The sequence below is a fragment of the Caldivirga maquilingensis IC-167 genome, assembly GCF_000018305.1.
Lineage (GTDB): Archaea > Thermoproteota > Thermoprotei > Thermoproteales > Thermocladiaceae > Caldivirga > Caldivirga maquilingensis.
This window is the reverse complement of record NC_009954.1, coordinates 132,606-158,428: the sequence shown is the minus strand read 5'-3', so window position 1 is coordinate 158,428 and position 25,823 is coordinate 132,606. Positions and strand designations below refer to the sequence as shown.

The following is a 25,823-nucleotide window of genomic DNA, read 5'->3' as shown; positions in this document are numbered from 1 at the left end:
TAATCAACAAGGTTTTTAAGCATTTCAACCAAGCCTCACATCATGGAGCTCCCTAGCCAAGGCAGGATTCCTCATTAATGCAGTACCCACGAGGACAGCATTAACACCCTCCCTAGCTAAAGCCTCAACCTCACCCCTACCCTTAACCCCACTCTCGGCAATGATCAAGACTCCCTTACCCCTAATAGCCCTAATTATCTCAATACTCCTCTCAAGGGATACTGTTAAGTCACCTAAGTCCCTTGAATTAACACCAATCATGAATCCAGGGTAATCCTTAGCGGCGTTAACAGCATCATTAACATTATCAACCTCTATAAGTGGCTCAAGCCCCCTACGTCTAACCGCATCAATAAGCCACCCAACATCACCGTTAAGTAATCTATATATTACGAGTACTGCGCTTGCACCATTGTTAAAGGCCTCCTCAACCTGGTACTCATGAATAACGAAGTCCTTATAGAGTATAGGCTTACTGAACATTGAGGCGATTCTAATGAATAAGGTATTCCCAGTGAAGAAGAATGGTTCAGTTAACACACTGAAGCCTGTGGCGTAGGATGATACTTGGTTGAAGTAACTGTAGGCATCCAGGTCAAGCCTAATAACCCCACTAGGGCTAACCCTCTTATACTCGGCTATTAAACCAACATAACCCTCACTATTCCTACCTTCAATAGCCTTAACTAAACTAGGCGCCCTAGCCACAGGACCACTCATTAACTTAACCCTAAGCTCAGTAAGCCTCTTAACATCATCAAGAAACCCCATGAATAAGAAGCATTAAGCAGGCTTTAAATGCATTCATTTAAGCATTAATCAGTAGCAGTACACTGGTTGATTAAATTAAGGAATATTAACCCGATTAAACGCTAAATGCGTGGGAAAAGCTAAAAAAGCCAAGTATAGACGAGTCATAAGCCCCGGTCGTATAGCCCGGACAAGTATGCGGGCCTCTCGAGCCCGTGACCCGGGTTCAAATCCCGGCCGGGGCACCATGTTGTTGTTTTCACGGTGGTGATGGTAGGGTGTAGCATGGTGTTGTTCCGGTTGTTAGTCCTGTTAGGTAGCTGTTTGGTGGTGTGTTTTCAATGAGTATGCCTGTAAAGGTATTATTGAAGTTGAATAAGTAGCTACCTGTTGATACTTGAGTAATGGGTGTTACGACAACATTCCACAATACATCAGTCCACATGAGCTTGTAGGTGCAGAATGGCTCTAAGGTACGCCCAGTGAACACCCAGTACTTTGAAGTAACCACCAAATTCTCAAAATCCACAGGCAAAAACGCCACATAGGAGTTGCTTGGATTAAAACTGGGTATGAATAATTCCGCATCACCAACCGAATCCCCAAAGGCATTATAATAACCCTCCGCTATGTGGCCATTCTTTATTTTGAAGACCCAGGTGAAATTACCCTCAACTAAGGTCATAGAGAGTGCTTGATAATTAGTTACCTGTGGTGTGGTTAGGCTTATACTCTCTCTAATGGGGGGTAGATGTGGCCGAACCCCACCACCGCTTCCGAAGAAGGCGCTTGACAGTCCGTTAACATAATCCTCATAGCCCGTGTAGTAATCCATGGCCCCAAGCTGCCAATCCTCAAAACCACCATTACTAACCATAGTGGGGGCGACCGAATAATCTATGAAGTTATTAACCGATACACCTATGATTGCAGTGCCATCACCAGCACCGCCGTAGTTATTGAATTCTATGCATGAGTCGATAAAGAATGTGCCATTACCATCCTGATACGCCCCCCAAACCATTAACATAATAATTAAGGTATGGTCCGCCCCACTGTGGTGCTAACCATATCAGTGTTACCTCGTTATTCTCAAAGACTCCGTTTGGTGATGATTGTGGGTAGAACTGAAGCCATAGTTCCCAGCATGGGTCACCAGGAGGATCTACGTACTGCATCACCTTTAATGCATTTATTAACCCGCTCCTCATCATCATGTACGGTATTATGTAGTTTATTAGTTGGTTTTCGTGTATTGGTGCTATGGCTAACCAACCCCTACCCCCGTAGGCTATCTCCATGACATCACCCCTCATTGGTATTAATGGGACAGCCGTTAGCAGCATTCTGAATGCGTAGGAGTTGCCCGTGGAGAGTATTAACTCATTATTCACACCCCTAGCCCATGCTAGGGTTAGGGTAAGGCCCATTAAACCCTCATCACTGGCATTACCGTATAGTGCAATGAAATCACCCCTAGAGAGTAACCTCGATAATACACTGAGGACTAGGCTTGAGGAATTCAAGCCGTAATGGTTAATCAGTAGTGGCTTCATGTAATCCCAATCAATTATTATGAAACTATCGCTTGGTGTCTCGGTTAATTGGCTTAATGCAATGGGTGTAATAGAGGCATTAAGCAATAAACCCTTAACAGGGCTTAGTAGGGTGTTGGGTCCAATAACGAAGACTGGGGCATTAACTGGTATGGAACCAATGGACAAAACACCCACTGACCCAGGTAAAGCACTTGATTGAGAACCTTTCCCCAAACCACCACTCAACCCATGGCCAGTGAGAATCAGGAGAACAGCCACAAACAACAACACCAAACCCACTACCCTCAACCCCCTACCAAGCACACCCCCACTCATCGTAAATTTATCTTTTTATACTGAGATATATACCTTTCCTCATTACAATGATCAACCAGGAAACCGGCATCAGGGTGATGATTAGGAAATTAAGCACCAGGAACCACACGATTGGGTATCAAGGTCGGAGTTTGTTAATCTATTTTATATTCAGATAATTAGAGTATTGTTAATCTATTTTATAACATGTGTAATATAGGGTAAAATTTATAAGTCATTAAATAAGTTAAGAATGTATGGCGGAGGATTTCGGTATCAAAACCGATAGAGAACTACGTAAAGCTTTAAATAGGCGTAGGTTATTGTTTCTCTCGATTGGTGAAATAATCGGTGCTGGTTGGTTGTTTGCACCCATGTATGCCGCCTCCTATGCCGGTGGCGCTGCCTTATTGGCCTGGATAATAGCCGGCATCATAATACTGCTCGTAGCATTAGCTAATGCTGAGATTGCCTCCGCGATACCGAAGTCAGGCGCACTTGTTAGATATCCACACTACGTGTTTGGTGGCTTTGCTGGTTTTTTAATTGGTTGGTCTTATTTCTTAGCCATAACGGCTGTACCACCCACAGAGGCTTTAACGGCGACTCGATATTTATCCTTCTTCTTTCCACAGCTATACAATCCTCATACCGGCATCTTGACGGCGCTTGGTTATGTTGTTGCCTATCTATTCCTAGCATTATTCATCTATGTAAATTACATAGGTGTTAAGGCCGTTGGTGATACGGTCTATGGCCTTGGCTGGTGGAAATTACTGATACCCTCAATAACCGCGATGATAATGATAGCCTTGGCATTCAACCCGGCTAATTTCACCGCTGGCGGTGGTTTCATACCAACGAGTGGCACTGCACCGTACACGGGTTGGGCAGCGGTATTTTACGCGATGCCAACTGGAGGCGTTTTATTTGCTTACCTCGGTTTTAGGCAGGCTATTGAGTATGGTGGTGAAGGTAAAAATCCCAGTAAGGACATCCCCTTTGCAATCATAAGCGCGATATTAATAGCAATGACAATATACATACTACTTGAGCTCGCCTTCATAGGTGCAATACACTGGGACGTAATTGGTGTTAAGGAGGGTGCCTGGGCAGCATTGAGAACATCCTCAATATCTAAGGCGCCAATAGCACAGTTGCTAGAGTCCCTCAAGTACGTCGTGCCAGTAGCTGTCGCGTTTTTAGCTGCTTGGGTCGTGGTATTTCTAACAGATGCCGTTATATCACCTGCAGGTACAGGATTTATATCTACGGGAGGCGCAACTAGGGCGCTCTATGGAATCGCGGCTGACGGTTATTTACCACCTTGGTTCCTTGTATTAAGCCGTACAAGAATACCAAAGTGGTCCCTCATCACAATAGCGGTACTTGGCGCCTTGTACCTATTGCCGTTTCCAACCTGGCAATCAATAGTTTCGTTCACAACAGTTGGTAGGGTACTCACGTACATGGTCACTGGTGGTATAGCTGTGCAGGCACTGAGGAGGATTGCGCCCGATCTTCCTCGCCCATTCAGGTTATGGGCTACATCGGTATTAGCCCCAGTAGCGACGCTTGCGGCATCCCTAATTATTTACTGGTCGGGGTTCAGTACGGTATCTAAGTTCTTTCTGGCAGTATTCGTGGGGTTACCCATTTACTTTGGTTATTATGCGTACAAGAGATTAAATGTAAGTCTTCCTCTGTCATTAACTTTAGGCTTCATTGATGCTATAGGCGTGGCTGCAGCATTTTCTTACTTCTATAGTGTGACTAAGGGGTTAAGGGTTTATAATGACACGGGCCTGCTAATGTACATAATCGTCGCGGCTGTGTTAATATACGTTAGCATGGCCATACTTTATAGACTAGGTAGTGATTACTTAAGGAGGGAATTTAAGGCTGGGGTTTGGTTCCCAACTTACATGATTGTGATCACGTTACTTTCTTATTATGGCTCTTTCGGTCTACGTAAAGCGATACCCTTCCCGATAGACACGGTAATTGCTGCAATAATAACATTGGTATTTCATTATTGGGCTGTTTACAGTGCATTTAGGACGAAGGCAATAGACCAGATAATGGAGGAAATAAAGAGATAACGGCATGGTGAGGTTAATTTAAAGCTTAAAAATATACTTTATTCATGATTTACAATGAGTATTAATGTAGGTGTTAATAAATCCATTGATTTAATGCCCCTCATTCAGGAGGCTTGGGAATTCACCAGAAGGATGGAATCAATGGGTTACGTGATTAGAACCCCCCTGTATAGGTCAGAGCGACTATCAAGTAATGGCTTAAATGTCTACTTAAAACTGGAGAATCTACAGAGGAGCGGTAGTTTCAAGGTTAGGGGTGTATTCTTTGCCGTCCATAAGTATATGCGTGACGGTTATGAGCACTTCCTAACGGTATCTACTGGCAATCACGCTGTTGCTCTGGCATACGTAGCCAGCATATTGAGAGTCAGGGCTACCGTGGTTGTTCCTGAGACCACGCAGAGGTCTAAGGTCGAGGATATGGAGAGATATGGTGCTGAGGTTATTAAGTATGGTAGGTCGTACGTTGAAGCTGAGAAGAAGGCTCTCGAGATTTCCTCAAGTGATCAGAGGATTAAACTTATACATACATTTAATGATTACTATGTAATTGCTGGACATACAACCATTGGACTTGAGATACTTGAGGATTTACCCAACGTTGACGCCATACTTATACCGCTTGGTGGTGGTGCTTTACCGGCTGGTGTCTCCTACTTAGTAAGGCATGTTAAGCCAAGTACTAAGGTTTATGGAGTACAACCTGAAAATGCACCATTTTATGTACTATCACTTAAGGAGGGTAAACCTGTGGTGCTTAGTAGCATTGAAACTATCGCTGACGGACTTGCCTCTAGACCTGGCGAGATACCCTTTGAATACATAAGGCGTTACCTAGATGGCGTGCTCTTAGTTAATGAGCGTGACATTGAGAGAGCTGTATACGTATTGCTTAAGTATGAACATGTAATTGCCGAGGGGGCTGGCGCTATAGCAATAGGGCCTATAATAAATGGTGACTTAGTTAAGAAGCTTGGTCAAGGCGGTGTTTATAATGTAGTTGCTGTAATAACAGGCAGCCACATTGATGTAGAGAGGTTAAGGAAAATACTTGAAAATGAGAAAGCTTATGAAGGCAGAACTTAATACAGCGTATATTATCCAGCGCCAACACTTTATGCTGACTTTTAACGTGAGTCCCTGCTCATAATTGCATTAATCGTCATTAGTAGCACATCTTAATTAAATCTACTCATGTCCATCAGTGTTTCTCAGTGAATATATTTTAATACCACTACAATACCACTACCAATTTAATTCCTCGAGGCACCGCCGTGATGTGCTTACCCTAACCCTCGCCTCATCACTTAGTTCCTTTCTCATACTCCCCACTCACCTTGATCATGTCTGCTATTGTTTTACCTAACTTTACTATCATTGAGTTCTACCTAGTTATGGATTACTTAGTTTTCCCTCTAAATACTCACTTATCCTCTTAACTCCCTCAACAATGTTATTCTCATCCTCCCTAGCGAAGTTCATCCTCACATGGTACTTACCGTTATCGCCAAAGGCAGAGCCTGGGACCACGGCTACGTGGGCATCCCTTATTAATTTCAAGGAGAATTCCTCATCATCAATGCCAAGTTTCTCCAGGTATGGCTTAAGGTTCACGAACATGAATAAGCCAGCCCTGGGCTTGACCACAGCGGCCTTGGGCAAGTATTCCCTAATGGCTTTGTACATGGTCTCCATCCTTGACCTGTAAATGGGCAGGGTCTCACTTAGGTACCTCTCCTTGTACTTAGTTAAGTAAAGTAGCCCTGCGTACTGGGATGGTGTTGGTGGGTTTAGATTCGTGTACTGCTTAACCCTATTAAAAACCTTGATAAACTCCTCATGAGTAACCACGTAGCCGAGCCTCCAACCAGGCATTGCGGGGTCCTTGGAGAAGGTATTTACGGCAATCACATGCTCCATATCAAGCCCAAGGGCATATGTATGGTTTCCCTCGTAGTAAAGATGCTTATATGCCTCATCGTAGATCACATAGGCATCATAGTCCTTCGCCAAGTCCACAGCCAATTTAATGATCTTTTCACCAAGTACCCTACCCGTGGGATTGTCTGGATTAACCAGGATTATGGCTTTAGTTTTCCTGCCCACGGCACTCCTCAAATCATCCTCACTGGGTAACCAGCCCAGCTCCTCCCTGGCCCTTACTTTAATAACCTTGCCACCAAGAAATCTAATTACAGGTTCGTACATTAAGTACGTGGGGTCCGTGAGGACAACCTCATCACCCTCATCTATTACGGCCATGAACAATGCAAGTAGTGCCTCTGCGGACCCTGCCGTGACAGATACATCGCTGGGCGTAACATTGACCCCAGAGTACTTACTATAGTCATTGGCAATCATGACCCTCAACTCATCAATGCCGCTACTGGGCGTGTACATGCTTAGCTCAAAGGGTTTCTCAAGTAATTCCTTGGTAAACTCAAGAAGCAAGTCCTTACTTGGTGGTAAACCCGGCTGCCCTATATGGAACTCATAAATCTTAATACCACGGCTTGAAAGCCTAACTACCTCCTCATTAATAGCCCTTATCTTAGATCCCGGGAACATTGAGGATCTTGTAGAGATCCTCATGATGCATTAACTGTTGAAATAGCATTTAATAATATTTTCTCCATGGATGAGTTAGCTAAATACCCTTAGTGAGGAATTCAGGAACCCTAATCTCCATTATGCATTACAGGTTATTGTTTAGGTACTTATCCACAGGGTTCCACCTGAGGGACATTAAGGATTAATTATGCATGTAAATGAATTCAACAACCTTGCCACCATTCATTCTCTCGGTATTCACCTTCTTAACGAAGCCATATCTCATGAACTGAATAATGACATTAACCCTAACATCCCTAACGCCAGGCTCCACTAACCCCTAATCATTAACTAGGGTCAGTCCCTCGGCTCTCCTTACGGTTATTCTCATGAAGTCCCTGGGCACCCACTGTATTAATTGGTATATTGAGCTTCATAATGCTCTCTAGATTCCTGCTATGGAATCCTGCCTTACCCTCATTATTCATTACTTCGGTTATTTCTATGTTCATGAATTCCATAAGCCTAGCAATACCCCTCTTTGCATCCACCCTACTTATGTATAGTTCCGTGGTGTTGTCCACAGGCCAGTAAACAACATGGTAACACAGGTGTACTGAATTTAGTTACATGCTTGCAATAACCATAATGCTACCTGGTCCTTGAGGCATTCCTAGGAGCATAAGACCCAGCAGGCAGTGTGGCCCAAAGTTCATAGTCAACCAAACCTAGGTTTAGCAAGTATTATTTTCAACCTTAATCTCCATCCCTAGTTTCATGAACCTGCAGCCCCTTACTTCCTCATCCTCAATGGTTGAGGGTACTGCTGCCACGGCTAATATGACGATGTAGAAAAATGCGTGTGAAATTAGCCTGAAAAGCGAGGTATGAATAAATAATGAGTTCTTAACGTAATTACTTCTGTTGATAAGCCTGCTGAGGGTTAACTAACCCGTAATGTACAGTGGATCTGCTGAGTACCTAACGCGCCGTGTAATTAACGGCTAGTATTGCCCAATTGGCATAGGCGCCTCCCGTGTTGCCAGCTACGCCAAATACGTAGGTACCACTGTTTGGCGGCTTAAAATTCGAAAAGCTAGCTAGGTTTATGGGAGGTAGTATGGCGTAGGCGCCCGTGTTTAGGTCCACGGCAATGCCGCTCACGGTGTTCGTAGTTGCATTATACGTGACGCTAACGCATATGTAATCCCCTGGGTTTGGCTTAAAGTAACCACTGCCCACACCATTCACCGAGTTAATCCTTAGCCGGGAGGGGGTATAGCTTACAGCCCAGACATTCCACTGCCCAGTATAACCGCTCGCAGTATAGCCGTACTGCCAGTACGGGTCCCACTGAACCACTACGTACCACGTATTATATACAGAGACGGGTAGGATAACCTCGCCCTGCACAGGTGATACCTGAGTACCAATTTGTGATGAGGATACTGAGTAAGGTATTGAGTAATTGGAAGAAGAGGATATGGCCCATCCATTTGGAACTATGAAGAAGTAGAATTCATAGCCATCCGCTGGGTTTGATGTGCCACTGGAGTAGGTGCCCAGTATTGTTATTGTGACTGACTGACCACTGGTGTAGGCTTCACTCCAGAACATGGCGCCGGCGGACCATTGCCGAGCCTGCACCATCATTAGGACTGGTTGGTTAATGCCCGTGGATATTGGTGCCCAGTACTGTGGTGCTGCGCTGAGTGGGTAATAAACCGGCCATTGATAAGTGCGGGTGCCTTGATAATCGCCCTGGTACACGTGCGGCACGTACCAGTTCTGGTAACCGTTTAACAGGTTCATTATGTTGAAGGATGGCTGCTTTAGGTTTAGGGTTTCCGTGAAGGTGTACGTGAACGTGACGCCTGTGGTTGGTGTGAAGTTGTAATTACCGCTTAGTGTTACCGTGCCCGTGACTGGGGTGGTTAGTGTGAGTCCCGTTAGGTTTGCTGTGTAGGAGCCCGTGGTTAGGCTCCATGTGCCGGTTCCTGGGTATACCTGCTGTGTGGTTCCGCCTATGTTTAGGTATGCTGAGGCTATGTAGGGGTTGGTGTTTATTCCCAGGGTTAACACGCCGCTTGTTGATGTGGTGAGTGAGAACATGGGTATTGGCGTCATCATCAACCTGTAGCCATTAGTTGTGCTCAATGTTATTAGGGGTAGGTTCATGGAGCCGCTGAAGCCCGTGCCAGTTGGCGCCCACTGGCTTTGTATTAGGAGTTGACCGCATGGTGTTTGGTAAAGGAAGGAGCCTGGCGTTACCTTAATCGGCTGTGTGGTGCTAATCCTCATATTGCCCCTGTACGTATTTATTACATCACTAACGATGACTAATGATGAAGGCACCATGACTAAGGCCAGTAGTATTGCCATGGCTACTACCCGTTTACTCACCTTCATACTCAACCACCCTGGACCCAGTCTTAAATGCATACTGAACTGCGTGTGTTATCACTACGGCAATAGCCTCCTCAGGACTTAACCCTTGAATCTCATCGGTTGCCATGGGGTTTCTGCCTACCCTGCTTATTGTTATCATGCCATGAACCTCCTTAATAATTAAGTCACCAACCCTAATACCATCATCAAACTCCTCATAAGGTATCCCAAGCCTCCTTAGGGACTCCTTAATGGCAGTCATAGTGCCCCTTGTTTGGTAAACCTCAACAATACTCCACTCCCTAAACCTCAACCATTTAGCCCTGGTCACGGTATTGACAAGCGTTAGTACTAGGTAAATCACCAGTATGTAAAACGGCAGACTCAGGCTTGGCGTGTGGTGTAGTTGAACATAGATGTAACCCGTGGGTGTTGGTTGTATTACGTAGCCCCTCACCGTCATGTATCGCCACTGGAAGAGAATTGTGTCAGTAAGCATGGTCATCGAGAGAACAGCGAGGAGTAGTGAGAGGTAGAGTGGGTATCTAGTGCTCCTCCAAACAATGGGTATTAGTGATGACGTTAGGGCAAAGAGCCATATTGCGAATATTGTTGGTGGAACCACGAGGTATCTCAGGCCTAGGAAATCCACCACGTAACCCACGGGTGTTAGAACCATGGCTAACCCAGGGCCTGTAATGCCATAAATCGGCAGCAGGAACCAGGAGACCACGAAGGCTAATGCCAGAACCACTTGAATCATGACCTCGAGTCTCATGGAAGTCACCCGGTGAAGGACTTGAAGATAACGGTGTTCACGGTTTGGTTCACGGTGGGGTAATAATAAGTAATGCTTATTGGTAAGTAGAGCGCATACGCCACATCACCCTTAAGGTTGCAATCATACACGTAGATAAACCTGTCCACGTCATAGAATGGCATTATGGGGATTGTTATGTTAACGGTATGATCACCAGCGGGTACATAAACACTCTCATTAAACACCACATTCATGGTGTTAAGGACATACTCATGACCTACCACTGTGTATAGGCTCATGTTGACAATGCCCCACAACCTAACGGGGACTATTGATGATACATTAAAGATAAGCACTAGTACGCAATTACTATAATTCACGCTTGATAAGGCCACCGTATTGGCCACGTGAATTGGGACTATGCTGAAGAAGGCTATCTCAGCAGGCGCCCCATCTAGGTAACCCTTGACCACCCCTCTCACACCTGCACTGCTCATTACCACGTAACCAGGCTCCAGCCCCATCCTGGACACAGCCAGTGTTCCATTTATTATGGTTAAATTACCCAACTCACCAGTGTTCGCAATTAATACCCAGCCGCTCGTTGGCGTGAAGTTAAAACCATTATTTACCACACTCACGATCACATAAACCCCACTGGCATTAACAATGACATTACTAGCTTGGGCATAAGGCATGCTCTGAGGCGTGGAGATCCTTACTATGGAGGGTGCAATCAATGCCGTGCCGTATATTAGGATTAGGGATAATGAAATGAGGGGTATGGAAATAAGAAGGAAGATTTTAAATGCACTCATACTAAGCCATCATTATGGAGCCGGCACATTTGCACTGCTTAATACATTGTACCTTAAAAAGGCCCTTACCTTATTTTATTTAAATTTTACGGTTAAACTATTTTCTTAGAGAGTAATAGATTGGTTCGCTTTTATTTTTATTGCTATAGTTAAATACATTAGTATGATTTTTAACTATGTTTTTAAATTATAATAATTCTTAATTTTTATTCTTCACAAAAACTACGTGACAGAGGAGTATTGTGTCTTCATCGCTCATAGGACTGTGGATAATTCCTAGGAAAAGGCCATTAAGGGCAGATACCTACTGGTCTCCTCGTCCTAGGGGTTGATTTATTGATTTACTGCCTTTATTATTATTATTACTTTATTGCCGGTAGGTGTTTCTCATACTGTCTCATTTATTCAGCAGTGTATTATGAATTGGGCCTTCGATCCAATTATTCTCATTTACATGGGATCCAGAGATATGTAGCATGTAATTAATGAAAATCAATTTAAAACATCGTAAAGAACAAGATCCACCACCCATTTCTATTATGGTGTTCTTGGTTTTCCGCACTTAACCGTGATACACGTAGCACATTGATGCGTTGCATTCTTTTAAGGAGTCCTCAATCGTATAACGATACCTTACTTGAGGTACAGGGCATTAGTCTTGTGTTCGATTGACCCAGTAACGGTAAACTAGATGATGTTTGTGAATAGTGAATCCTAAATAATGTGGGTCAAATTTAAAGAAGTTAAGGTAAGGTAACTAGTATTAAGCTTATGAAGGTGGCCTTGGCTTCAAGGAATCCAAGTAAGGTTAAGGCTGTTGAGGAGGCTTTAAGGATTCTTAACATTAATGGTACAGTTGAGGCGGTGGATCCACCACCTGGCATACCTCCGGAGCCAATGGGTCTTGAGGCGACTGTTAATGGTGCAGTAGTTAGGGCTAGGCATGCCCTTAGCTCAATTAAGGACTCAACCTACGGCATCGGTATTGAAGCCGGTGTATTAATGTTAAGTGCCTTCAATGTGAATTTTGATGTAACAGTGGCTGCGGTGATTGATAGAAAAGGCTTAATCACATTGGGGCTAAGTCCAGCATTCATGATACCGCCAGCATTTATGAGGGAGTTAATGACTGGTAAGGAGCTTAATGATGTTGTTGAGAAGTATTATGGGGTTCCCAATGCAGGTAAGGGAATCGGGTTCATTGGCCTATTAAGCAGGGGGTTAATTAAGAGGATTAACTTGAATACTGAGGCGGTGTACATGGCGCTTCTACCCAGAATGCCTTGGAATAAGGATCTTTATGAATTAAGTGATTAAGACTCCTTGATTAATAGCTTAAATGCTTACTTAGAAGACTTAATAATGCGTTGGTGGGAGTTAACCTAGCTGAGTTTAAGAAGGTCAATAAAATCATAGCCCTACTACCAACAAGTATAATTGAGGTCCATGAGCCACACCCACTCCTCAGTACTAATGCATTAATAGTAACCTACATAGTTGAGGAAGCCAGGGAGTCAATGCATTACTACATTGTGAAATTAAAATCAATAAGCGTTGTGCGACTTCTTAAATATAAGTACCGATTTATACATGTGTACGAATAATATTCTAAGGAACTGTAATATACTATACTTTTATAAAATGATTAGTGATATGGAGGGTACCATAGCCAGTGAAGGTTGCTGCGCTTATTACGTATCCACCGTTCCCTAATTCAAGCACCAGCACATTACCTAATGCACAGCTAAGAAGGCCTTACATCATGACTCGACGAATCATAATTCCATAGCTATCAACTCAACACTTATCACCAGTATCACCGTATTCGGTCTCGTTTACCCATTATTGACCATACCTCAACTGTACAAGCTAGTATTGATAGTGACTGTATGACTGCCTCTATGTAGTTCACGAGGAGCCTATTAATCATTGTGAGTATTGCCGCAGCCAATATCAGTAATGCGCCTATTAACCACATGTACATGGAGACCTTATTCGTCGCTATGCTTGTTAACACGGCGTAGCTACCGATTTGTAATACTAGGGCAATTATTAAGAACACCACAGCGGCTACGAACTGCCCGGTTAGGATTAGGACCATGCCTATTATTATTGATGCCACGAACCCTATCGGCACGTAACCTCTACTAAAGCCGCTGCGTATTAGCACAATGCCCAGGTATACATATAGGCCTAGGATTACGATCATGGTGACTAAGGCGGTGATTGCTACGTTGCCCGTTGTGTAGAGCATGAAGTATGGCAATGGTAGACCCGTGTATATTGTTAAGTAACCACTTATGAAGAGCCAGAGGAGTAATGCGAAGCTTACGAAGACGAAGCCCACATAAAACCAAGTGATCCTATTAAGCACCCACGTGCTTAAGCCCATTAATTAATTTTCCTACTTAACTCCTATAAATACTTTGTGGCCATGGCGCCAAGTGATTCTTATTAACGATTAGCGACACCTACATGCTCAGGTTGTGAATAATAAATTAAGCGGATATGTTGCTGGCTTATTGGTAGCCAGTGTCTATAGCTTCAACATTGGCAATGCCATTGCAATCCTCGGAGGCCTTCATGAAGGCTTGGGTGCGCACTAACGTACAGTATGGCTCACTGGCTGGCTTGACTTACTGGCTTATCGCTTACATAGGCCTAGATTGTGTTATGAAAAAGTGTATAATCAGCTTTTGTAATTCATCATGAACGTGGTGGTGCCTGTGTTAGGCTGCTTTCCATTAACTTAGTCATAACCTTTGACGTCAACTCATACGTGGCTGCTATGTTCGAATTCAGAACCCTCAATTGATTACTTATGAGGTCTAACCTATCAATAACCTCCTTATGTAGGTCATCAATCTTCCTACCCAACTCATCGAATCTCACGTCAATTCTTTTACTTAAGTCATCGATTCTTTTACTTAAATCATCAATCTTCTTGCCCAGTTCATCAAGCCTACTGCTAATTGCGTACATGAGTATTAATTCTGCATCATCCCTTGAAACCTCCCTCCTGCTAATCCAACCTGGTAATTGAGACATCACATAATCCACACCCCTACTAATTAACAGGTTCATCAACTCGCTCAACTCCATAGTATGTGAAGTACCAATCGTGTTTTTATGCCTTTCGCTTGAAAGATTCATTACACATTGGGATCCTCCACGTGGAGTGGTGTGATTCTTGCAGTACTAATGATGCTTTATCGTTGCTCCCCCATCATTAATACTGTAATCCAAGCCCCTAGTGTGTGGGTATTTTCATTAAGGGGCCTCATAAATACACCAATGAGCTTAGGTATGGGCTTGGTAAATTGGCAATGAGCCAATGCTTGGGCAGAATATTGACCTACTACTTCACATGGATTTTGAGAATTAGTGCGTAATAGGTCGATGAAGTCATTATCCCCTAACCTATAACCATCACCTTACCGTAACTGCAGGTATACTCCTGCGGATTTCCGTAGTAATTCGTTGTATTGAGTATGAAGCCGTAGGTTGGTATCCCGAAGGGTTTGGATGTCATCACGACGGATATGTAAAGGCGCGTGCCGTTACTGATACCAGTCGTCTCGAGAAATGTTTGAATGAAGGTAGTGTTCGATGGTGGTAGTATGATACCTGCTATTTCAAGCTCCGTCAATATAATATCTGTTATTTCATTTGCTATTGCACCATATATAATATTTGCTATAGCATTATATGGTGGCGACACAACATATGCCATAAGGCCCGTGCCAAATTGGGCCGTGTTCACGGCAGATTCGGCCCCGCCAAGGATAATGGAGTACAATGCCCCCGTCTTCGATCCCACCATATATGCAATGGAGACTGGGCCATTACACTCGTAGAGCTCCTCAACCCCGGTCAATGGATTAGGTATAAAGTTTATGTAGTAAATTACTGATGATGTATTCAATACTGAGTAACCAATTAGTTTATTAAATATGGTGGTTGCACCATAGTACAACACGCTGATGGGCCCATTACCATAATCAATACCGTCTTCCACCGGTTCCTGACTGGGTACATAGAGGACTTCGGAAACCGTCACCGAACCTAGATACTCCGTAACGCCAGTCATTGGGTCCACGTACCATACACTATAATTAACAATCGCCCACGTACCATTGTATGCCCAGTAAAACGATCCAGGGCCCCTCACGGAGGACATGAATATTGGAAATGCCAGTGCCCATGTCTCGTTAGCACTGTAGGACTGGCCTACTTCACCGTATTCCGTGGCCACCGCCTCCCAGGGCATCACACCAATATAGCCAACATCTAAAAAGAACTCTAAGTTACTATCCCTATGTATAACGCCATTACTCCATGTGACCCAGACCAGTGGTAATGAACCATTTATACCCAGGCAGGTACTCTCTGGTATAAACTCATAGGGTGATGATACGTGGATCTCTGGTTGCGGCCCGCTTACTGAGCAGTTATAGAGTACGTAGCCATCGTAGGTACCGAGGATCTGTGGGTCTTGCTTACCCACGGCACTCACCCTCACAACACTGAATGGCTTGATCCCAGTCACGTTGATGTATATGGCAGCCACGACGAACCTGGGCGTGGCCGAACCAACCGTGGTAATCCCAACACCCCTGGAGGTTAGGACCCAACCAACGTTGTATGGGATGAGCATGGGTACGATCCAGGACTTATTACCACTCACGTATGTTGTGAAGACTAGGAGTGATGTATTGTAGCTACCCACCGGCATGCCCGTGCCCAGCCACTTATTGATTACGAAGGACCACGCATTATCACTGAAGGGTAGTGTTACCACGCTACCGTACGCGTGAATCATGGGTATGATTCCGTTGGGTAGGTTTGCGTAGATGCTTACGAAGGCGTTGGCGGGTTTTATTGTTGAACCATTGATTAAGTAAACCCTAATTACAATGCCCGGCGCAGTGGATGGTAGTGATTCGTAGTAGGATAACACGCCAGTGCTAACCCTGACTGACTGTATTGGTGCGGGTTGGGCCTTAACAGTAATGAGTAGTGACATGAGTATTGAAGCCACTGCCATAACCAGTATAATCACTAACAGAGCCTTGACGCGGCTTACCCATTTATTGGGCATTTTTCCTGCCATACAAGTACTGTGTATTGTTATATTCTTTATAATTTTTCTTTCATTTTTATGTGATTGAATAACCTCATTCCTTTACTCTCTCTTTATGAATACGTATCTTTCATACGTCATGTATATTTTACCTCCCTTTATAGTGAACTCCACGGGTACCTTGGCTCCGTAAAGTAATGTGTAGAATCGTGCATAGTCACCGCTCACCTCCTCTGGGATTAGTATTGTTGATTCCTCGGTGTACCTCGTGGAGCTTTTAATCACTAGGAAGTCACCCCGTGCCTTCACGGAAACCCTCACGGTACCGTTATACGCTTCATAAACACCCTCCAGTCTCCTCAACGTATCCTCTAGTTTAAATGCCCATAGTTCCCTGGGCTCGTGGCCCACGAGCCTTGTTAATATGTAAATGCCCATTTTCATCATGGAGTACCCCTCGGCGTTACTCATGATTACCACACCTAACCTATCACTGGGTAGGTAGGCCATGTACGCTGTGTAAACAAGGACATTCCCACTATGCTGCACGAGCTTTCTACCAAAGAAGTTCTCACTAACTATCAACCCATAGCCATAACCCTCATCACCAATTATCCTCCAGGGCACGTTGATGTACCTCCTCTCTGCAAGTTCCAGGTAATCCTTACTCACTATCCTCACATCATTAAGCACACCTCTATTCATGAGCATTGTGATGTATCTAGACATGTCAATGACGTTGCTTAACAACCCACCATCTGCCGTTATCCCGAAGGGGAACCTACTGGGTATATGCCTACCCTTCCTATCCAGTATGTACGGTGTAGCCACGTCGGAGTCCCTGGAGACTTCCTCTGCGTTGAAGTATGTTCTGTTCATCCCAAGGGGCTTGAGTATGTGCTGCGTAACATAGGTCTCGTAAGGGATACCGCTAACTTTACTCACCACGTGGCCCAGGAGTACGTAGCCTTCATTAAGGTAAAAGAACCTCTCACCTGGCCTTGATACAACCCAGTCCTCATAGCCCCTCATGAATACCATGACGTCATCCGCCGACGATACCGGTAACCAGTTACTGTCTAACCCCAGGGCCCCGTTTATGAAGGCCTCGGCATAACCCAGTGCGGGTATTCCACTGGTGTGTGTTAATAAGTGATGTATCTTGACTGGTTCTCCAGAGATCCTAAGCTTAAGTTGTATGTACTTATCCACGGGATCCTCAAGACTCAACCTACCCTCCTCGGCAAGCCTCAGTATAGACAATGCGGTAAAGCTCTTAGTTACTGATCCGATACCATAAATAGTACCGGGGGTTGCCGGCAGTCCTCTTTCCAAGTTCCTGAACCCAAAGCCTCTTGCGTAAATTAATTCATTTTCCTTGACTATGCCCACGCTAAGTCCTGGGATCCTGGTCTCCCTCATTCTGTTTACTATGAATTCCTCGATATATTCAAAATCCACCATGTATTGATTAGTCAGTCATAATTTAAACGTTTTAATATGCGTCACGTGGATATTAAGGGATATACCTAACTTCGTGGGTTCGGACAATGCTTAACTGTAACCTGGCATCAATAATCCTTGAATTTAAGAACGCCAAGGGTGATTAGATTAATTCAAGCTCGCCGCAGAGGAGGTGTAGGGAATTAGCATTAAGCATGGGTAAGACCCTGGTAATGCCGGTACCAAGGATTAGGGGAGGGTTTTAATCCTGGATCCATAGCCAGCGCCTTTAGGTGTGTGTCCATAACCCCAGGAATTACCGAAGATGGACCTAGTGATAATAAGCTCCATAACAGTGAATCCGCATAGGCAGGAGGTTGGGTAAGTTGCATGGTTATGCGGAGATTAAGTGGGGAATAATGAGTACCCTGGAGTACTTTAACTCACCAGTGGATATAGTGGTAACGCCACGGAGGGAGGGTAATAAGGATTAAGTGCATTGATAAGAGGCCCGGTGTAATTTACCAGAAGTATATTATTGGGTAAATGATGAGGGGGATACTGATACTCAGGGAATTATGCATGAATCAGGGGGATTAATATTATAAGGGCTTGTGGATAAGTACAGTTAATGCGTTGGTGGGAGTTAACCTGGCCTGACTTCGAGAAGGTTGATAAGACAATAGCAATATTACCCACTGGTATTGTTGAGGCCCATGGGCCGCATTTACCATTAGGTACTGATGCGTTAATGGCAACCTACATAGCTGAGGAAGCTGCTAGGAGGACGAATGCACTACTACTCCCCACTGTTTGGTACGGTAATACTTATGTCCTCGATAAGTTCCCTGGCACTATATCAATAAGCAATGAAGTGCTTTACATGCTTTATAGGGAAATATTCAGGGAGGTTGTTAGGAATGGGGTGAAGTACCTAGTGGTGGTTAATGGGCATGGTGGTAATGTTGATGCTTTAAGCATGGCCTCTAAGGATGTAGCTAAGGAGACTAACCTAGTCATAATCCTGGTTAACTGGTGGATTGACTTAGGTAGGGAGGCTAGGAGGAAGGTCCTAGAGACCCCGGAGGGTCATGCAGCAGAGGATGAGACCAGTGAGGTTTGGGCGGCTTACCCGCACTTGGTTAAGTGGATTCCCAGGGATGGGTCAGCTGATGAGTGGGTTGAGGTTAAGTTCAGGGTGTATGGTAAGGACGCCTACGCCCTAGAGTACACTAAGGCTGTTCAGGGTTATCCCTCAAGAGCCAGTGTAGAGAAGGGTAAGGTAATACTTGAGTCAGCTATTAATGAGCTTACCCAGCTAATTAATGATTTAAGAAGTGGAAAACTACCGATAAGTAAGGTTAAGTAAGGGTCAAGCATTGCCGGTTCTCAAATGGCCCTGTGGTTAAATCATCATTGATGCTAAAGTAACCTTAACATCATTTATGACGTCGTTTAAGTTAACGCGCTCATCGGGGGAATGCGCAGTATTACTTGAAGTCATCCAGACTGCCACAGGAATACCCAGCATCCTAATGTACTTAGCATACGTGCCTCCCCCAATACCCATGTACTTAACATCAATGTTCCTAATCATCTTAATAGCCCTAGTAAGCCTCTGAACAACTTCACTATTAGGACTAGTGGGGGGTGCTGGGTCATCCCTATTCAAAACCTCAACACTGAATCCGCAGCCTTTCTCCCTGCAGAATTCCTCAGCAGTCTTATTGACCGTGGCTAAGACATCATCAAGACTATACCTAGGTAACACCCTGCAGTCGAAGTAGAACACGTGTCTACCGGGTATAGTGTTAACGTTATCCACATTCTTATCAACCCTAGTGGGTTCAAAGGTTGACTCAGGTGGCGTGAATAATGGGTCCTCGGCATTATAGGTACTGTGAAGCACTTCATCAAGCTTAAGGGCAAGCATCATGCCTAACCTATGGGCATTCAAGGCCGACTCAGGGACACTGGCATGGCCCTGCTTACCAGTAATAGTAATCCTTAACCAAAGTATTGCCTTCTCAGCTATCTCAATCATTGATCCATCGGGATTCCCTGCATCAGGTACGAGGATAAGGTCACTGGCCTTAAATAAATCCCTCTCAGTATCCAGTATGTACCTTATCCCATACTTACTCCCCACCTCCTCATCACTGGCCAGTATTAGGCCATAGTTGAATGGTGGTTTAATGCCTAAATCCCTTAAAACCTTACCCACGGCTAAGCCCATTACTATGCCTTGACCATTATCCTCAACACCCCTACCATACACTAAATCCCCCTTAACAGTCGCTTGATAAGGCTCAACACTCCACAGGGCTCTATCACCCTCTGGTACAGTATCCATATGCGCTATTACCCAGAAGGTCCTAGATTCATCAATCCCCTTAATGGTAGCCACCACGTTAGGTCTTGAACCCCTACTCACCCTAGGGTCAGGTGCCTCAATAACCTTAACATCATCAAAATACTGCCTGGCAACATTAATTAAGTACTGGGCCCTATCCCACTCCCCATCGCCCCCATTCTCAGGGGCAAGTGCCCTTATCGGTATGAAGTCCTTGTATAGGTTAATAATGAATTCCCTTAATTCACCCACCTTACTCATTACCCTACTTAAATCAGGCTTATCCTGCGTCATGGTGTAGGGATTTTTAATTATGAATTTAAAGTTAAGCCTTAATCCCTATTAAAGGAATTATCGCTCATTGGTAGCAAAAGGTTAATATACTACGCTACATTACTAAGAAGTATGGTAGTTACGTGTGACATATGTGGGAGGGAAATAAACGGTGAACCCATAGTTGTTGAAATAGATGGAGCCGTATTAACGCTATGTCAACGCTGCGCCTCCCGTTACGCTAACGTTAAGGGTGTTAGGGTGGTTTCAGGCGTTATTCAACAAACCCCAAGTGGTCAAACGACGATTAAGCCAAGGCAGAGGTACATAACCCCCGTTAGGCAGGTTAAGAGACGTAATGAGGTTAATGTTAATCAAGCGGAGAGGCTTGAGGTTATTGATAATTACGGTGAGGTGATTAAGGATGCTAGAAGCAGGTTAGGTATGAGTAGGGACGTATTAGCAAGCATGCTTGGTATAAAGGAGAGCACGCTTAGGAATATTGAGGATGGTAAACTAATCCCCGATATTAACCTAGCCAGGAAAATGGAGAAGGTCCTGGGGATTAAGCTACTTGTTGAGAGGGAGGAGGCTGAAATGGAGTTTGGTGAATCAGGGGGCGGTGAGGTAACGTTAGGTGATGTGGTTGAGATTAGGAGGAAGGATAAGGAGGGGCAGTAGCCTTACTGCCCACCGTTCCTGTGATTAACGTTATTAACCCTAATTGGGTTACCTAACCATTGCCTATACATGTTGTCAATCTTCAAGTCAATTATTTTTATTAAAGGTAACTTAGCCTTAGGTGACGTGAAGCCTTTAATCAATATTCCGTGGAATAATTGAACCAAGGTCTCATCAACACTACTGCTCGGTGCCTCAATCTGAACCTTAAACTTCCTTGAAACCCTAAGAGCCCAATTAAAGCATTCGCCGCTGTTTCCACAGGACTTAACGCAACCATAGGTGGCGGTGGGGGTTTTAACAATGAGAATCCCCTTCCTTGAGTCTATGAAGGCTGCGTATTTACCATCAATCTTAAGTTGAACCTCATAATTATTAACAACAACACTATAACCGAAGTATATTAATGAGGATAACATGTAGTACACTCTATTAGCCTCCCTAGGTAGGTTAAGTATCCTGAGGACCTCATCATTAGCCACAGTAACCCAACCAAGCTTCTCAAGAACCTTCAAATGCCTATGCACAATACCCTTAGCTAACTTTAACCTGCTTGAAACATCAGTAACTGTTAATGGCCCATTTATCAAGGCATTCACAATACTCAGTCTCACCGGGTATGTGGTTAATGCTTCAAAAGCCTTGACAGGCAACAGTAATAGGGTGTTAATGGGTTCATTATCCTTCAATGGGTTATCCGGCACTGTATTCACTATTAAGCCTAATTGAAGAAGGGGGTTATAAACCGCTCGCCGGAGGTCATAATCCCTTAATGCAGAAACCACCTGTATTTAATAGTAGCCTTAATGCCGTATGAATTACTGAGTGAAGTCATTGCTATCCGATGCCCCCTCTGAAGCACCTTGAGGTTGCTGCATGTAGGGTGGTGGGAGTGGTGGCATAACGTACCTCTGCTGCATCTGCTGTGGGAGAGGCATCATGGGTTGAGTCTGCATCGGCGGCGCCCTGGCTTGCTGGAGGTTTGATAGGCGTTGGTTTATTTTACCTATCTCGCTCTCAAGTATTCTAAGGGACCTAAACCAGGAGTAGTTGGTTATTATTAAGGCAATGGACAGTAACACCACTGAAACACCCATAATTAAGTAAACGTAGGCAGGTATGCTTATTGCCAAGGATGCAAGTAAAGCAATCACAATACCCCCCACTGCTAATGGCACACCAACCACCATTGCGTACCTAAAGGCTCTGTGAACATCACCACTAACTGAAAGCTGCTCCTCAGGCCTAATAAACTGTTGAGGCGGCGGCTGAGGAGGATACTGCTGCATCATTGGGGGTAAGGCAGGGGGATACTGAGGATACTGGGGAGGGTATTGAATAGGTGCCTGCTGCGGGGCTTGTTGAGGAGGAACACGCTGATACGGTAATGGTGGTGGTAATGTAGGTGAAGCATACGGTACCTGGGGTGCCTGGGTAGGCTGCATCATTGGTCTCTGGGGCTGTTGAGTAGGGGGTGGTGTGTACTGTGAGGGAATCTGCGGCAGAGATGGAGCCTGTTGCGTAGGTGGCTTAACAATTGGGTTAACTTGCCCACCTTGTTGATTCTGTTGACCTTGAGTAATCGGCTGAGGCTGCGGCGTCAATATGGGTGGTGGAGGTACTTGAGGCGTCTGCTTCTTCTCATCAGGCTTCTTCTCACTTGACATCTCAATCAACCTAAATTTAGTGAAGGATTTATTAAATGTTTCGCTTGAATACTGTTGAATGGATAAGTTAATTGTTGCTGAAAAGAACAGTGTGGCTAAGGCTATAGCCCAATACTTAGCTGAGGGTGGATACACATTAAGGAGAATTGGTATTGTACCCGTCTACTTCTTTAAGGTTAATGGGGAGTATTGGGCATCCATGGGCCTAAGGGGGCATATCCTTGACTTCGACTTTGAACACTCCTATAATAATTGGAACAGAGTGGAGCCGGGTAAGCTCCTTGACCTTGAGCCAGTAATGGTGATTAGGGGTTGGGATAGGCCGTACGTAACGGCGTTGGTTGAATTATCGAAGCAGGCTAGGGAAATTATCCTCGCCCTAGACTCTGATGTTGAGGGTGAGGCAATAGCCTACGAGGTAATGCTTGTGACTAGGCTTAGGAAACCCACCTTAAGGTTTAGGAGGGCATTATTCTCAGCGGTCACTAGGGATGATATTAGGAGGGCATTCAGTAAGTTAACAACAATCAACGTTAACCTTGCTAGGAAGGTCTTCACCAGAATGGTTATTGACCTTAAGTACGGTGCAACATTCACTAGGCTATTAACCTTAAGCGCCAAGTCAAGTAAGGCGCCATTAAATAGGGGTGAGTTCCTAAGCTACGGCCCCTGTCAAACACCGGTGCTTAACCTAGTTGTTCAAAGAGCCTTGGAGAGGGAGAATTTTAAGCCTGAGGTTTACTATAAGATTAAATTAATCATTGAGGCTAACGGTGAGTTAATTGAATTAGAGTCCATTGATAAGTTTAAGAACCTTAAGGAGGCCCAGGAGGCGCTTAGTAGGGTTAAGGCAGGTAAGGCGGTGGTTAAGAATATTGAGGCTAAGAGGGTTCACGTTAATCCACCTAAGCCCCTTGAAACCGTGGAGCTTGAGAGGAGGGCTAGTAGATTCCTCAACATTAGGAGTAAGCAGACCCTTGATGCAGCAGAGGAGCTTTACAGGCAGGGTTACATATCCTACCCAAGAACTGAAACCAACATTTACCCACCCACCCTGGATTTAAGGGGTATTTTAAGGAACCTAACCTCAACGTCAACCTACGGTCAATACGCAAGGCATCTACTGGCTGGTGAATTAAGGCCTACTGCAGGTAAGGATAATGATAACGCCCACCCGCCAATACACCCGGTTAAGGCTGCTGATAAGCCTGAGTTAATGGCTAGGTTCAGGGACTTTAAGTACTGGCTCATATACGACCTGGTGGTTAGGCATTTCCTAGCAACCCTAAGTCCCCCAGCCTTAATTGAGGAGCAGAGGCTTACTGTTGATGCTGGTGGAGTACTCTTCGAGGCTTCAGGCCTCAGGATCATTAATGACGGCTACTTCACGATTTACCCCTTCGAGAGACCTAGGGCTAATCCACTACCCTTAAGCGCATTAAGGATTGGTATGCAGGTCACTGTTAAGGATGCTAAGGTTGTTAAGAGGAAGACCACGCCGCCACCCTACTTAAGTGAATCAGAGTTGCTTAGGTTAATGAGGAAGTACGGTATAGGTACAGACGCCACTATGCAGGACCACATACATACTAACGTTAAGAGAAGGTACTTCAAGATAATTAAGGGGCAGTGTGTACCCACACCGCTTGGTAAAGCGTTAATAACCTCATTATCCAAGTACGCACCAACGTTAATAGACCCAAACTTCAGGAGTAGGATGGAGTCCATGCTTTCACTCATTGGTTCAGGGAAGGAGATGCCTGACTCAGTGAGGAGGAGGCTTGAGGAGGAGGCCGCTAGGGTTTACACCTCAATGAAGCCTAATTCTAATCAACTCGGGGAAGAATTAGCTAAGGCGTTGAGAAGCATGGTTAATGAAAAGGGCGCTTAATCACCATACCTACCCTCCACCTTTCTCGGGCGTCTAATAAAGACCCTATAGGCACCCACTGAGGCCAGGGGTATTGTGAATAATACAAGGAAGGCGTACGATAAGTAAGTGTACCCAACAGCCACTATGTAGTATAAGCCACTGGTGGCTATTACAGTGGCTGCAGTCAGTATGATTACTGTAACAATAGGTCTCACGCCTCTCCTACCCCTCAACGCCACCTCGGCCCTATATGTGATTGAATTCACGTTACCGACCAGGGCTGTTAATAAGGCTATGTATAGGAAGGCCACGTAAAGTATAATTAACCCATAGGGGGCCTTAGAGTACAGTAACGCGTAGTATATGGGTAGGTTGGCGAATTGGTAACTTGGATTAATGGCTAAACTATAGTAGCCTATTGTGGCTAAGTACTCTAGAGTAATCATTAGGCCTAGTGTTAATCCACCGATTAGGGATGATTCAGTAACATCCCTCCTACTCCCTAAGTCCTGGGCAACACTGGCCATTGCCGGTAAGCCAACTAGGTTATAACTCACGTAGAGTATGGGTGACTCAAGGAAGCCCAGGGGGTTATTAAGCCAACCGGAGGGGTTGATCACATGGTGTAGTGAATAAGTTACCTTGCCCCAGGATAAGATTATTACTGCCACAGTGGCTAATGTTATTATTGAAACCTTAATGATTGTTAATAATGCCTCAGCCCCAAGGACAATCCTCCTACCAAATGTAATCACGGTTATTGAAACCGCATACATCATGACTAAGCCATAGTACTGGTTAATGCCGAGTATTGATTGAAGCATTTGCCCACCTGCAGCCATAACGGCACTTATGAATAATGCCACTAAGGCTACGTAAACAATCTCAAAGAGTATGAATAATCCCCCTCCTATCAGTGACTTAACGAACCTACCGTAGTCATAGAACCCGGTTAACCTGGCGTATTCAAGACCAATTACTGGGAATATTGTGAAGAGTATTGTGGCTAAAATCACACTGAAGACGCCTAATGAGCCAAAGTAGGTGAAGAAGTGAACAATCTCAACACCTGTTGAGAATGCCCCGGCGGCAATTGACCCAACGTAGGTTAAGCCCACAGACGCCTTCACTAACCTACTCACCATTAAGCCCACTGGGTCTTAATCAGTGAATACTTATTTAACTTATGAGTCGTGGCGCCTGCTTAACGTGGTAAATGTTTTAAGCTC

The 25,823-nt window shown here is 44.7% G+C and carries 25 protein-coding genes and 1 tRNA gene; 9 read left to right on the top strand and 17 right to left on the bottom strand.

Annotated features, from left to right (window positions below; all coding sequences use genetic code 11):
• Positions 1-24 precede the first annotated feature (24 nt).
• The gene (locus tag CMAQ_RS00685) at positions 25-771 is read right to left on the bottom strand and encodes an indole-3-glycerol-phosphate synthase (protein WP_012185201.1); all 747 of its coding nucleotides are present in this window, start codon (positions 769-771) and stop codon (positions 25-27) included.
• Positions 772-920: 149 nt separating this feature from the next.
• Between CMAQ_RS00685 and CMAQ_RS00680 the strand changes: the two genes are divergently transcribed.
• A tRNA-Glu gene (locus CMAQ_RS00680) sits at positions 921-998 on the top strand.
• A gap of 11 nt (positions 999-1,009) precedes the next feature.
• Here CMAQ_RS00680 and CMAQ_RS00675 read toward each other — a convergent pair.
• Entirely contained in the window at positions 1,010-1,780 is a 771-nt protein-coding gene (locus CMAQ_RS00675) for a hypothetical protein (RefSeq protein ID WP_048062576.1), read from the bottom strand.
• Entirely contained in the window at positions 1,746-2,624 is an 879-nt protein-coding gene (locus CMAQ_RS00670; RefSeq protein WP_048062575.1) for a hypothetical protein, read from the bottom strand. The genes CMAQ_RS00675 and CMAQ_RS00670 overlap by 35 nt, the downstream gene beginning before the upstream one ends.
• Before the next feature lie 236 nt (positions 2,625-2,860).
• Between CMAQ_RS00670 and CMAQ_RS00665 the strand changes: the two genes are divergently transcribed.
• Positions 2,861-4,705, top strand: coding sequence for an APC family permease (locus CMAQ_RS00665; RefSeq protein ID WP_012185200.1), 1,845 nt, complete (start codon positions 2,861-2,863; stop codon positions 4,703-4,705).
• Positions 4,706-4,759: 54 nt separating this feature from the next.
• A complete protein-coding gene (locus CMAQ_RS00660; RefSeq protein ID WP_012185199.1) occupies positions 4,760-5,791 on the top strand; it encodes a threonine ammonia-lyase in 1,032 nt (343 codons plus the stop codon).
• Positions 5,792-6,097: 306 nt separating this feature from the next.
• Here the strand turns inward: CMAQ_RS00660 and CMAQ_RS00655 are convergent, their stop codons facing one another.
• From CMAQ_RS00655 to CMAQ_RS00635, 6 genes are all read right to left on the bottom strand, one after another.
• Positions 6,098-7,297 carry a pyridoxal phosphate-dependent aminotransferase gene (locus CMAQ_RS00655; protein WP_012185198.1) on the bottom strand — a complete coding sequence of 400 codons (1,200 nt, stop codon included), beginning with the start codon at positions 7,295-7,297 and terminating at the stop codon, positions 6,098-6,100.
• 160 nt (positions 7,298-7,457) lie between these two features.
• Positions 7,458-7,589: a hypothetical protein gene (locus CMAQ_RS10895; protein WP_269479082.1), complete on the bottom strand. Its 132-nt coding sequence runs from the start codon at positions 7,587-7,589 to the stop codon at positions 7,458-7,460.
• A 13-nt stretch (positions 7,590-7,602) separates the two neighbouring features.
• The gene (locus CMAQ_RS00650) at positions 7,603-7,839 is read right to left on the bottom strand and encodes a hypothetical protein (protein WP_048062574.1); all 237 of its coding nucleotides are present in this window, start codon (positions 7,837-7,839) and stop codon (positions 7,603-7,605) included.
• A 397-nt stretch (positions 7,840-8,236) separates the two neighbouring features.
• Positions 8,237-9,664, bottom strand: a complete 1,428-nt coding sequence (locus CMAQ_RS00645) for a hypothetical protein (protein ID WP_012185197.1) — start codon at positions 9,662-9,664, stop codon at positions 8,237-8,239.
• On the bottom strand, positions 9,651-10,421 hold the full coding sequence (locus CMAQ_RS00640) for a hypothetical protein (protein WP_012185196.1): 771 nt from the start codon (positions 10,419-10,421) through the stop codon (positions 9,651-9,653). The genes CMAQ_RS00645 and CMAQ_RS00640 overlap by 14 nt, the downstream gene beginning before the upstream one ends.
• A gap of 5 nt (positions 10,422-10,426) precedes the next feature.
• The gene (locus CMAQ_RS00635) at positions 10,427-11,044 is read right to left on the bottom strand and encodes a hypothetical protein (protein ID WP_156769797.1); all 618 of its coding nucleotides are present in this window, start codon (positions 11,042-11,044) and stop codon (positions 10,427-10,429) included.
• An 82-nt stretch (positions 11,045-11,126) separates the two neighbouring features.
• On the opposite strand from CMAQ_RS00635, the gene CMAQ_RS10610 reads away from it, so the two are divergent.
• The 3 genes from CMAQ_RS10610 (at position 11,127) to CMAQ_RS00625 (ending at position 12,825) form a co-directional block, all read left to right on the top strand.
• Positions 11,127-11,330 carry a hypothetical protein gene (locus CMAQ_RS10610; protein WP_156769796.1) on the top strand — a complete coding sequence of 68 codons (204 nt, stop codon included), beginning with the start codon at positions 11,127-11,129 and terminating at the stop codon, positions 11,328-11,330.
• Positions 11,331-11,992: 662 nt separating this feature from the next.
• Positions 11,993-12,538: an inosine/xanthosine triphosphatase gene (gene yjjX, locus CMAQ_RS00630; protein WP_012185194.1), complete on the top strand. Its 546-nt coding sequence runs from the start codon at positions 11,993-11,995 to the stop codon at positions 12,536-12,538.
• A 53-nt stretch (positions 12,539-12,591) separates the two neighbouring features.
• On the top strand, positions 12,592-12,825 hold the full coding sequence (locus CMAQ_RS00625; RefSeq protein ID WP_048062573.1) for a hypothetical protein: 234 nt from the start codon (positions 12,592-12,594) through the stop codon (positions 12,823-12,825).
• 212 nt (positions 12,826-13,037) lie between these two features.
• Here the strand turns inward: CMAQ_RS00625 and CMAQ_RS00620 are convergent, their stop codons facing one another.
• From CMAQ_RS00620 to CMAQ_RS00605, 4 genes are all read right to left on the bottom strand, one after another.
• Positions 13,038-13,613: a hypothetical protein gene (locus CMAQ_RS00620; RefSeq protein ID WP_012185193.1), complete on the bottom strand. Its 576-nt coding sequence runs from the start codon at positions 13,611-13,613 to the stop codon at positions 13,038-13,040.
• A 314-nt stretch (positions 13,614-13,927) separates the two neighbouring features.
• Positions 13,928-14,323, bottom strand: a complete 396-nt coding sequence (locus CMAQ_RS00615; protein ID WP_048062572.1) for a hypothetical protein — start codon at positions 14,321-14,323, stop codon at positions 13,928-13,930.
• A 313-nt stretch (positions 14,324-14,636) separates the two neighbouring features.
• Positions 14,637-16,322 (bottom strand): hypothetical protein, encoded by a 1,686-nt coding sequence (locus tag CMAQ_RS00610; RefSeq protein WP_048062842.1) that lies wholly within the window; start codon positions 16,320-16,322, stop codon positions 14,637-14,639.
• A gap of 84 nt (positions 16,323-16,406) precedes the next feature.
• Positions 16,407-17,768: a serine hydrolase gene (locus tag CMAQ_RS00605; RefSeq protein WP_012185189.1), complete on the bottom strand. Its 1,362-nt coding sequence runs from the start codon at positions 17,766-17,768 to the stop codon at positions 16,407-16,409.
• 610 nt (positions 17,769-18,378) lie between these two features.
• Between CMAQ_RS00605 and CMAQ_RS00600 the strand changes: the two genes are divergently transcribed.
• A complete protein-coding gene (locus tag CMAQ_RS00600) occupies positions 18,379-19,116 on the top strand; it encodes a creatininase family protein (protein ID WP_012185188.1) in 738 nt (245 codons plus the stop codon).
• 36 nt (positions 19,117-19,152) lie between these two features.
• Here the strand turns inward: CMAQ_RS00600 and CMAQ_RS00595 are convergent, their stop codons facing one another.
• On the bottom strand, positions 19,153-20,394 hold the full coding sequence (locus CMAQ_RS00595; RefSeq protein WP_012185187.1) for a M20 family metallo-hydrolase: 1,242 nt from the start codon (positions 20,392-20,394) through the stop codon (positions 19,153-19,155).
• Positions 20,395-20,505: 111 nt separating this feature from the next.
• Between CMAQ_RS00595 and CMAQ_RS00590 the strand changes: the two genes are divergently transcribed.
• The gene (locus CMAQ_RS00590) at positions 20,506-21,054 is read left to right on the top strand and encodes a multiprotein bridging factor aMBF1 (protein ID WP_012185186.1); all 549 of its coding nucleotides are present in this window, start codon (positions 20,506-20,508) and stop codon (positions 21,052-21,054) included.
• 2 nt (positions 21,055-21,056) lie between these two features.
• On the opposite strand, the gene CMAQ_RS00585 is transcribed toward CMAQ_RS00590, so the two are convergent.
• Together CMAQ_RS00585 and CMAQ_RS00580 are read right to left on the bottom strand one after the other, a co-directional pair.
• Positions 21,057-21,839, bottom strand: coding sequence for a winged helix-turn-helix domain-containing protein (locus CMAQ_RS00585; protein ID WP_012185185.1), 783 nt, complete (start codon positions 21,837-21,839; stop codon positions 21,057-21,059).
• 33 nt (positions 21,840-21,872) lie between these two features.
• Entirely contained in the window at positions 21,873-22,721 is an 849-nt protein-coding gene (locus tag CMAQ_RS00580) for a hypothetical protein (RefSeq protein WP_012185184.1), read from the bottom strand.
• Between the two features lie 58 nt (positions 22,722-22,779).
• On the opposite strand from CMAQ_RS00580, the gene CMAQ_RS00575 reads away from it, so the two are divergent.
• Entirely contained in the window at positions 22,780-24,612 is a 1,833-nt protein-coding gene (locus CMAQ_RS00575; RefSeq protein WP_012185183.1) for a DNA topoisomerase, read from the top strand.
• Here the strand turns inward: CMAQ_RS00575 and CMAQ_RS00570 are convergent.
• Positions 24,609-25,739 carry a hypothetical protein gene (locus CMAQ_RS00570; RefSeq protein ID WP_156769795.1) on the bottom strand — a complete coding sequence of 377 codons (1,131 nt, stop codon included), beginning with the start codon at positions 25,737-25,739 and terminating at the stop codon, positions 24,609-24,611. The genes CMAQ_RS00575 and CMAQ_RS00570 overlap by 4 nt on opposite strands.
• Positions 25,740-25,823: the final 84 nt, after the last annotated feature.

What these genes read in the sequence shown, in the direction of transcription:
- CMAQ_RS00595 (WP_012185187.1), bottom strand. Translation starts at nt 20,394, where the DNA reads ATGACGCAGGATAAGCCTGATTTAAGTAGGGTAATGAGTAAGGTGGGT.
- CMAQ_RS00570 (WP_156769795.1), bottom strand. Translation starts at nt 25,739, where the DNA reads ATGGTGAGTAGGTTAGTGAAGGCGTCTGTGGGCTTAACCTACGTTGGG.
- CMAQ_RS00685 (WP_012185201.1), bottom strand. Translation starts at nt 771, where the DNA reads ATGGGGTTTCTTGATGATGTTAAGAGGCTTACTGAGCTTAGGGTTAAG.
- CMAQ_RS00660 (WP_012185199.1), top strand. Translation starts at nt 4,760, where the DNA reads ATGAGTATTAATGTAGGTGTTAATAAATCCATTGATTTAATGCCCCTC.
- CMAQ_RS00645 (WP_012185197.1), bottom strand. Translation starts at nt 9,664, where the DNA reads ATGAAGGTGAGTAAACGGGTAGTAGCCATGGCAATACTACTGGCCTTA.
- CMAQ_RS00640 (WP_012185196.1), bottom strand. Translation starts at nt 10,421, where the DNA reads ATGAGACTCGAGGTCATGATTCAAGTGGTTCTGGCATTAGCCTTCGTG.
- CMAQ_RS00590 (WP_012185186.1), top strand. Translation starts at nt 20,506, where the DNA reads ATGGTAGTTACGTGTGACATATGTGGGAGGGAAATAAACGGTGAACCC.
- CMAQ_RS00670 (WP_048062575.1), bottom strand. Translation starts at nt 2,624, where the DNA reads ATGAGTGGGGGTGTGCTTGGTAGGGGGTTGAGGGTAGTGGGTTTGGTG.
- CMAQ_RS00665 (WP_012185200.1), top strand. Translation starts at nt 2,861, where the DNA reads ATGGCGGAGGATTTCGGTATCAAAACCGATAGAGAACTACGTAAAGCT.
- CMAQ_RS00605 (WP_012185189.1), bottom strand. Translation starts at nt 17,768, where the DNA reads ATGGTGGATTTTGAATATATCGAGGAATTCATAGTAAACAGAATGAGG.
- CMAQ_RS10610 (WP_156769796.1), top strand. Translation starts at nt 11,127, where the DNA reads ATGGAGGGTGCAATCAATGCCGTGCCGTATATTAGGATTAGGGATAAT.
- CMAQ_RS00615 (WP_048062572.1), bottom strand. Translation starts at nt 14,323, where the DNA reads ATGGAGTTGAGCGAGTTGATGAACCTGTTAATTAGTAGGGGTGTGGAT.
- CMAQ_RS00620 (WP_012185193.1), bottom strand. Translation starts at nt 13,613, where the DNA reads ATGGGCTTAAGCACGTGGGTGCTTAATAGGATCACTTGGTTTTATGTG.
- CMAQ_RS00655 (WP_012185198.1), bottom strand. Translation starts at nt 7,297, where the DNA reads ATGAGGATCTCTACAAGATCCTCAATGTTCCCGGGATCTAAGATAAGG.
- CMAQ_RS00575 (WP_012185183.1), top strand. Translation starts at nt 22,780, where the DNA reads ATGGATAAGTTAATTGTTGCTGAAAAGAACAGTGTGGCTAAGGCTATA.
- CMAQ_RS00610 (WP_048062842.1), bottom strand. Translation starts at nt 16,322, where the DNA reads ATGCCCAATAAATGGGTAAGCCGCGTCAAGGCTCTGTTAGTGATTATA.
- CMAQ_RS00600 (WP_012185188.1), top strand. Translation starts at nt 18,379, where the DNA reads ATGCGTTGGTGGGAGTTAACCTGGCCTGACTTCGAGAAGGTTGATAAG.
- yjjX (WP_012185194.1), top strand. Translation starts at nt 11,993, where the DNA reads ATGAAGGTGGCCTTGGCTTCAAGGAATCCAAGTAAGGTTAAGGCTGTT.
- CMAQ_RS00675 (WP_048062576.1), bottom strand. Translation starts at nt 1,780, where the DNA reads ATGTTAATGGTTTGGGGGGCGTATCAGGATGGTAATGGCACATTCTTT.
- CMAQ_RS00580 (WP_012185184.1), bottom strand. Translation starts at nt 22,721, where the DNA reads ATGTCAAGTGAGAAGAAGCCTGATGAGAAGAAGCAGACGCCTCAAGTA.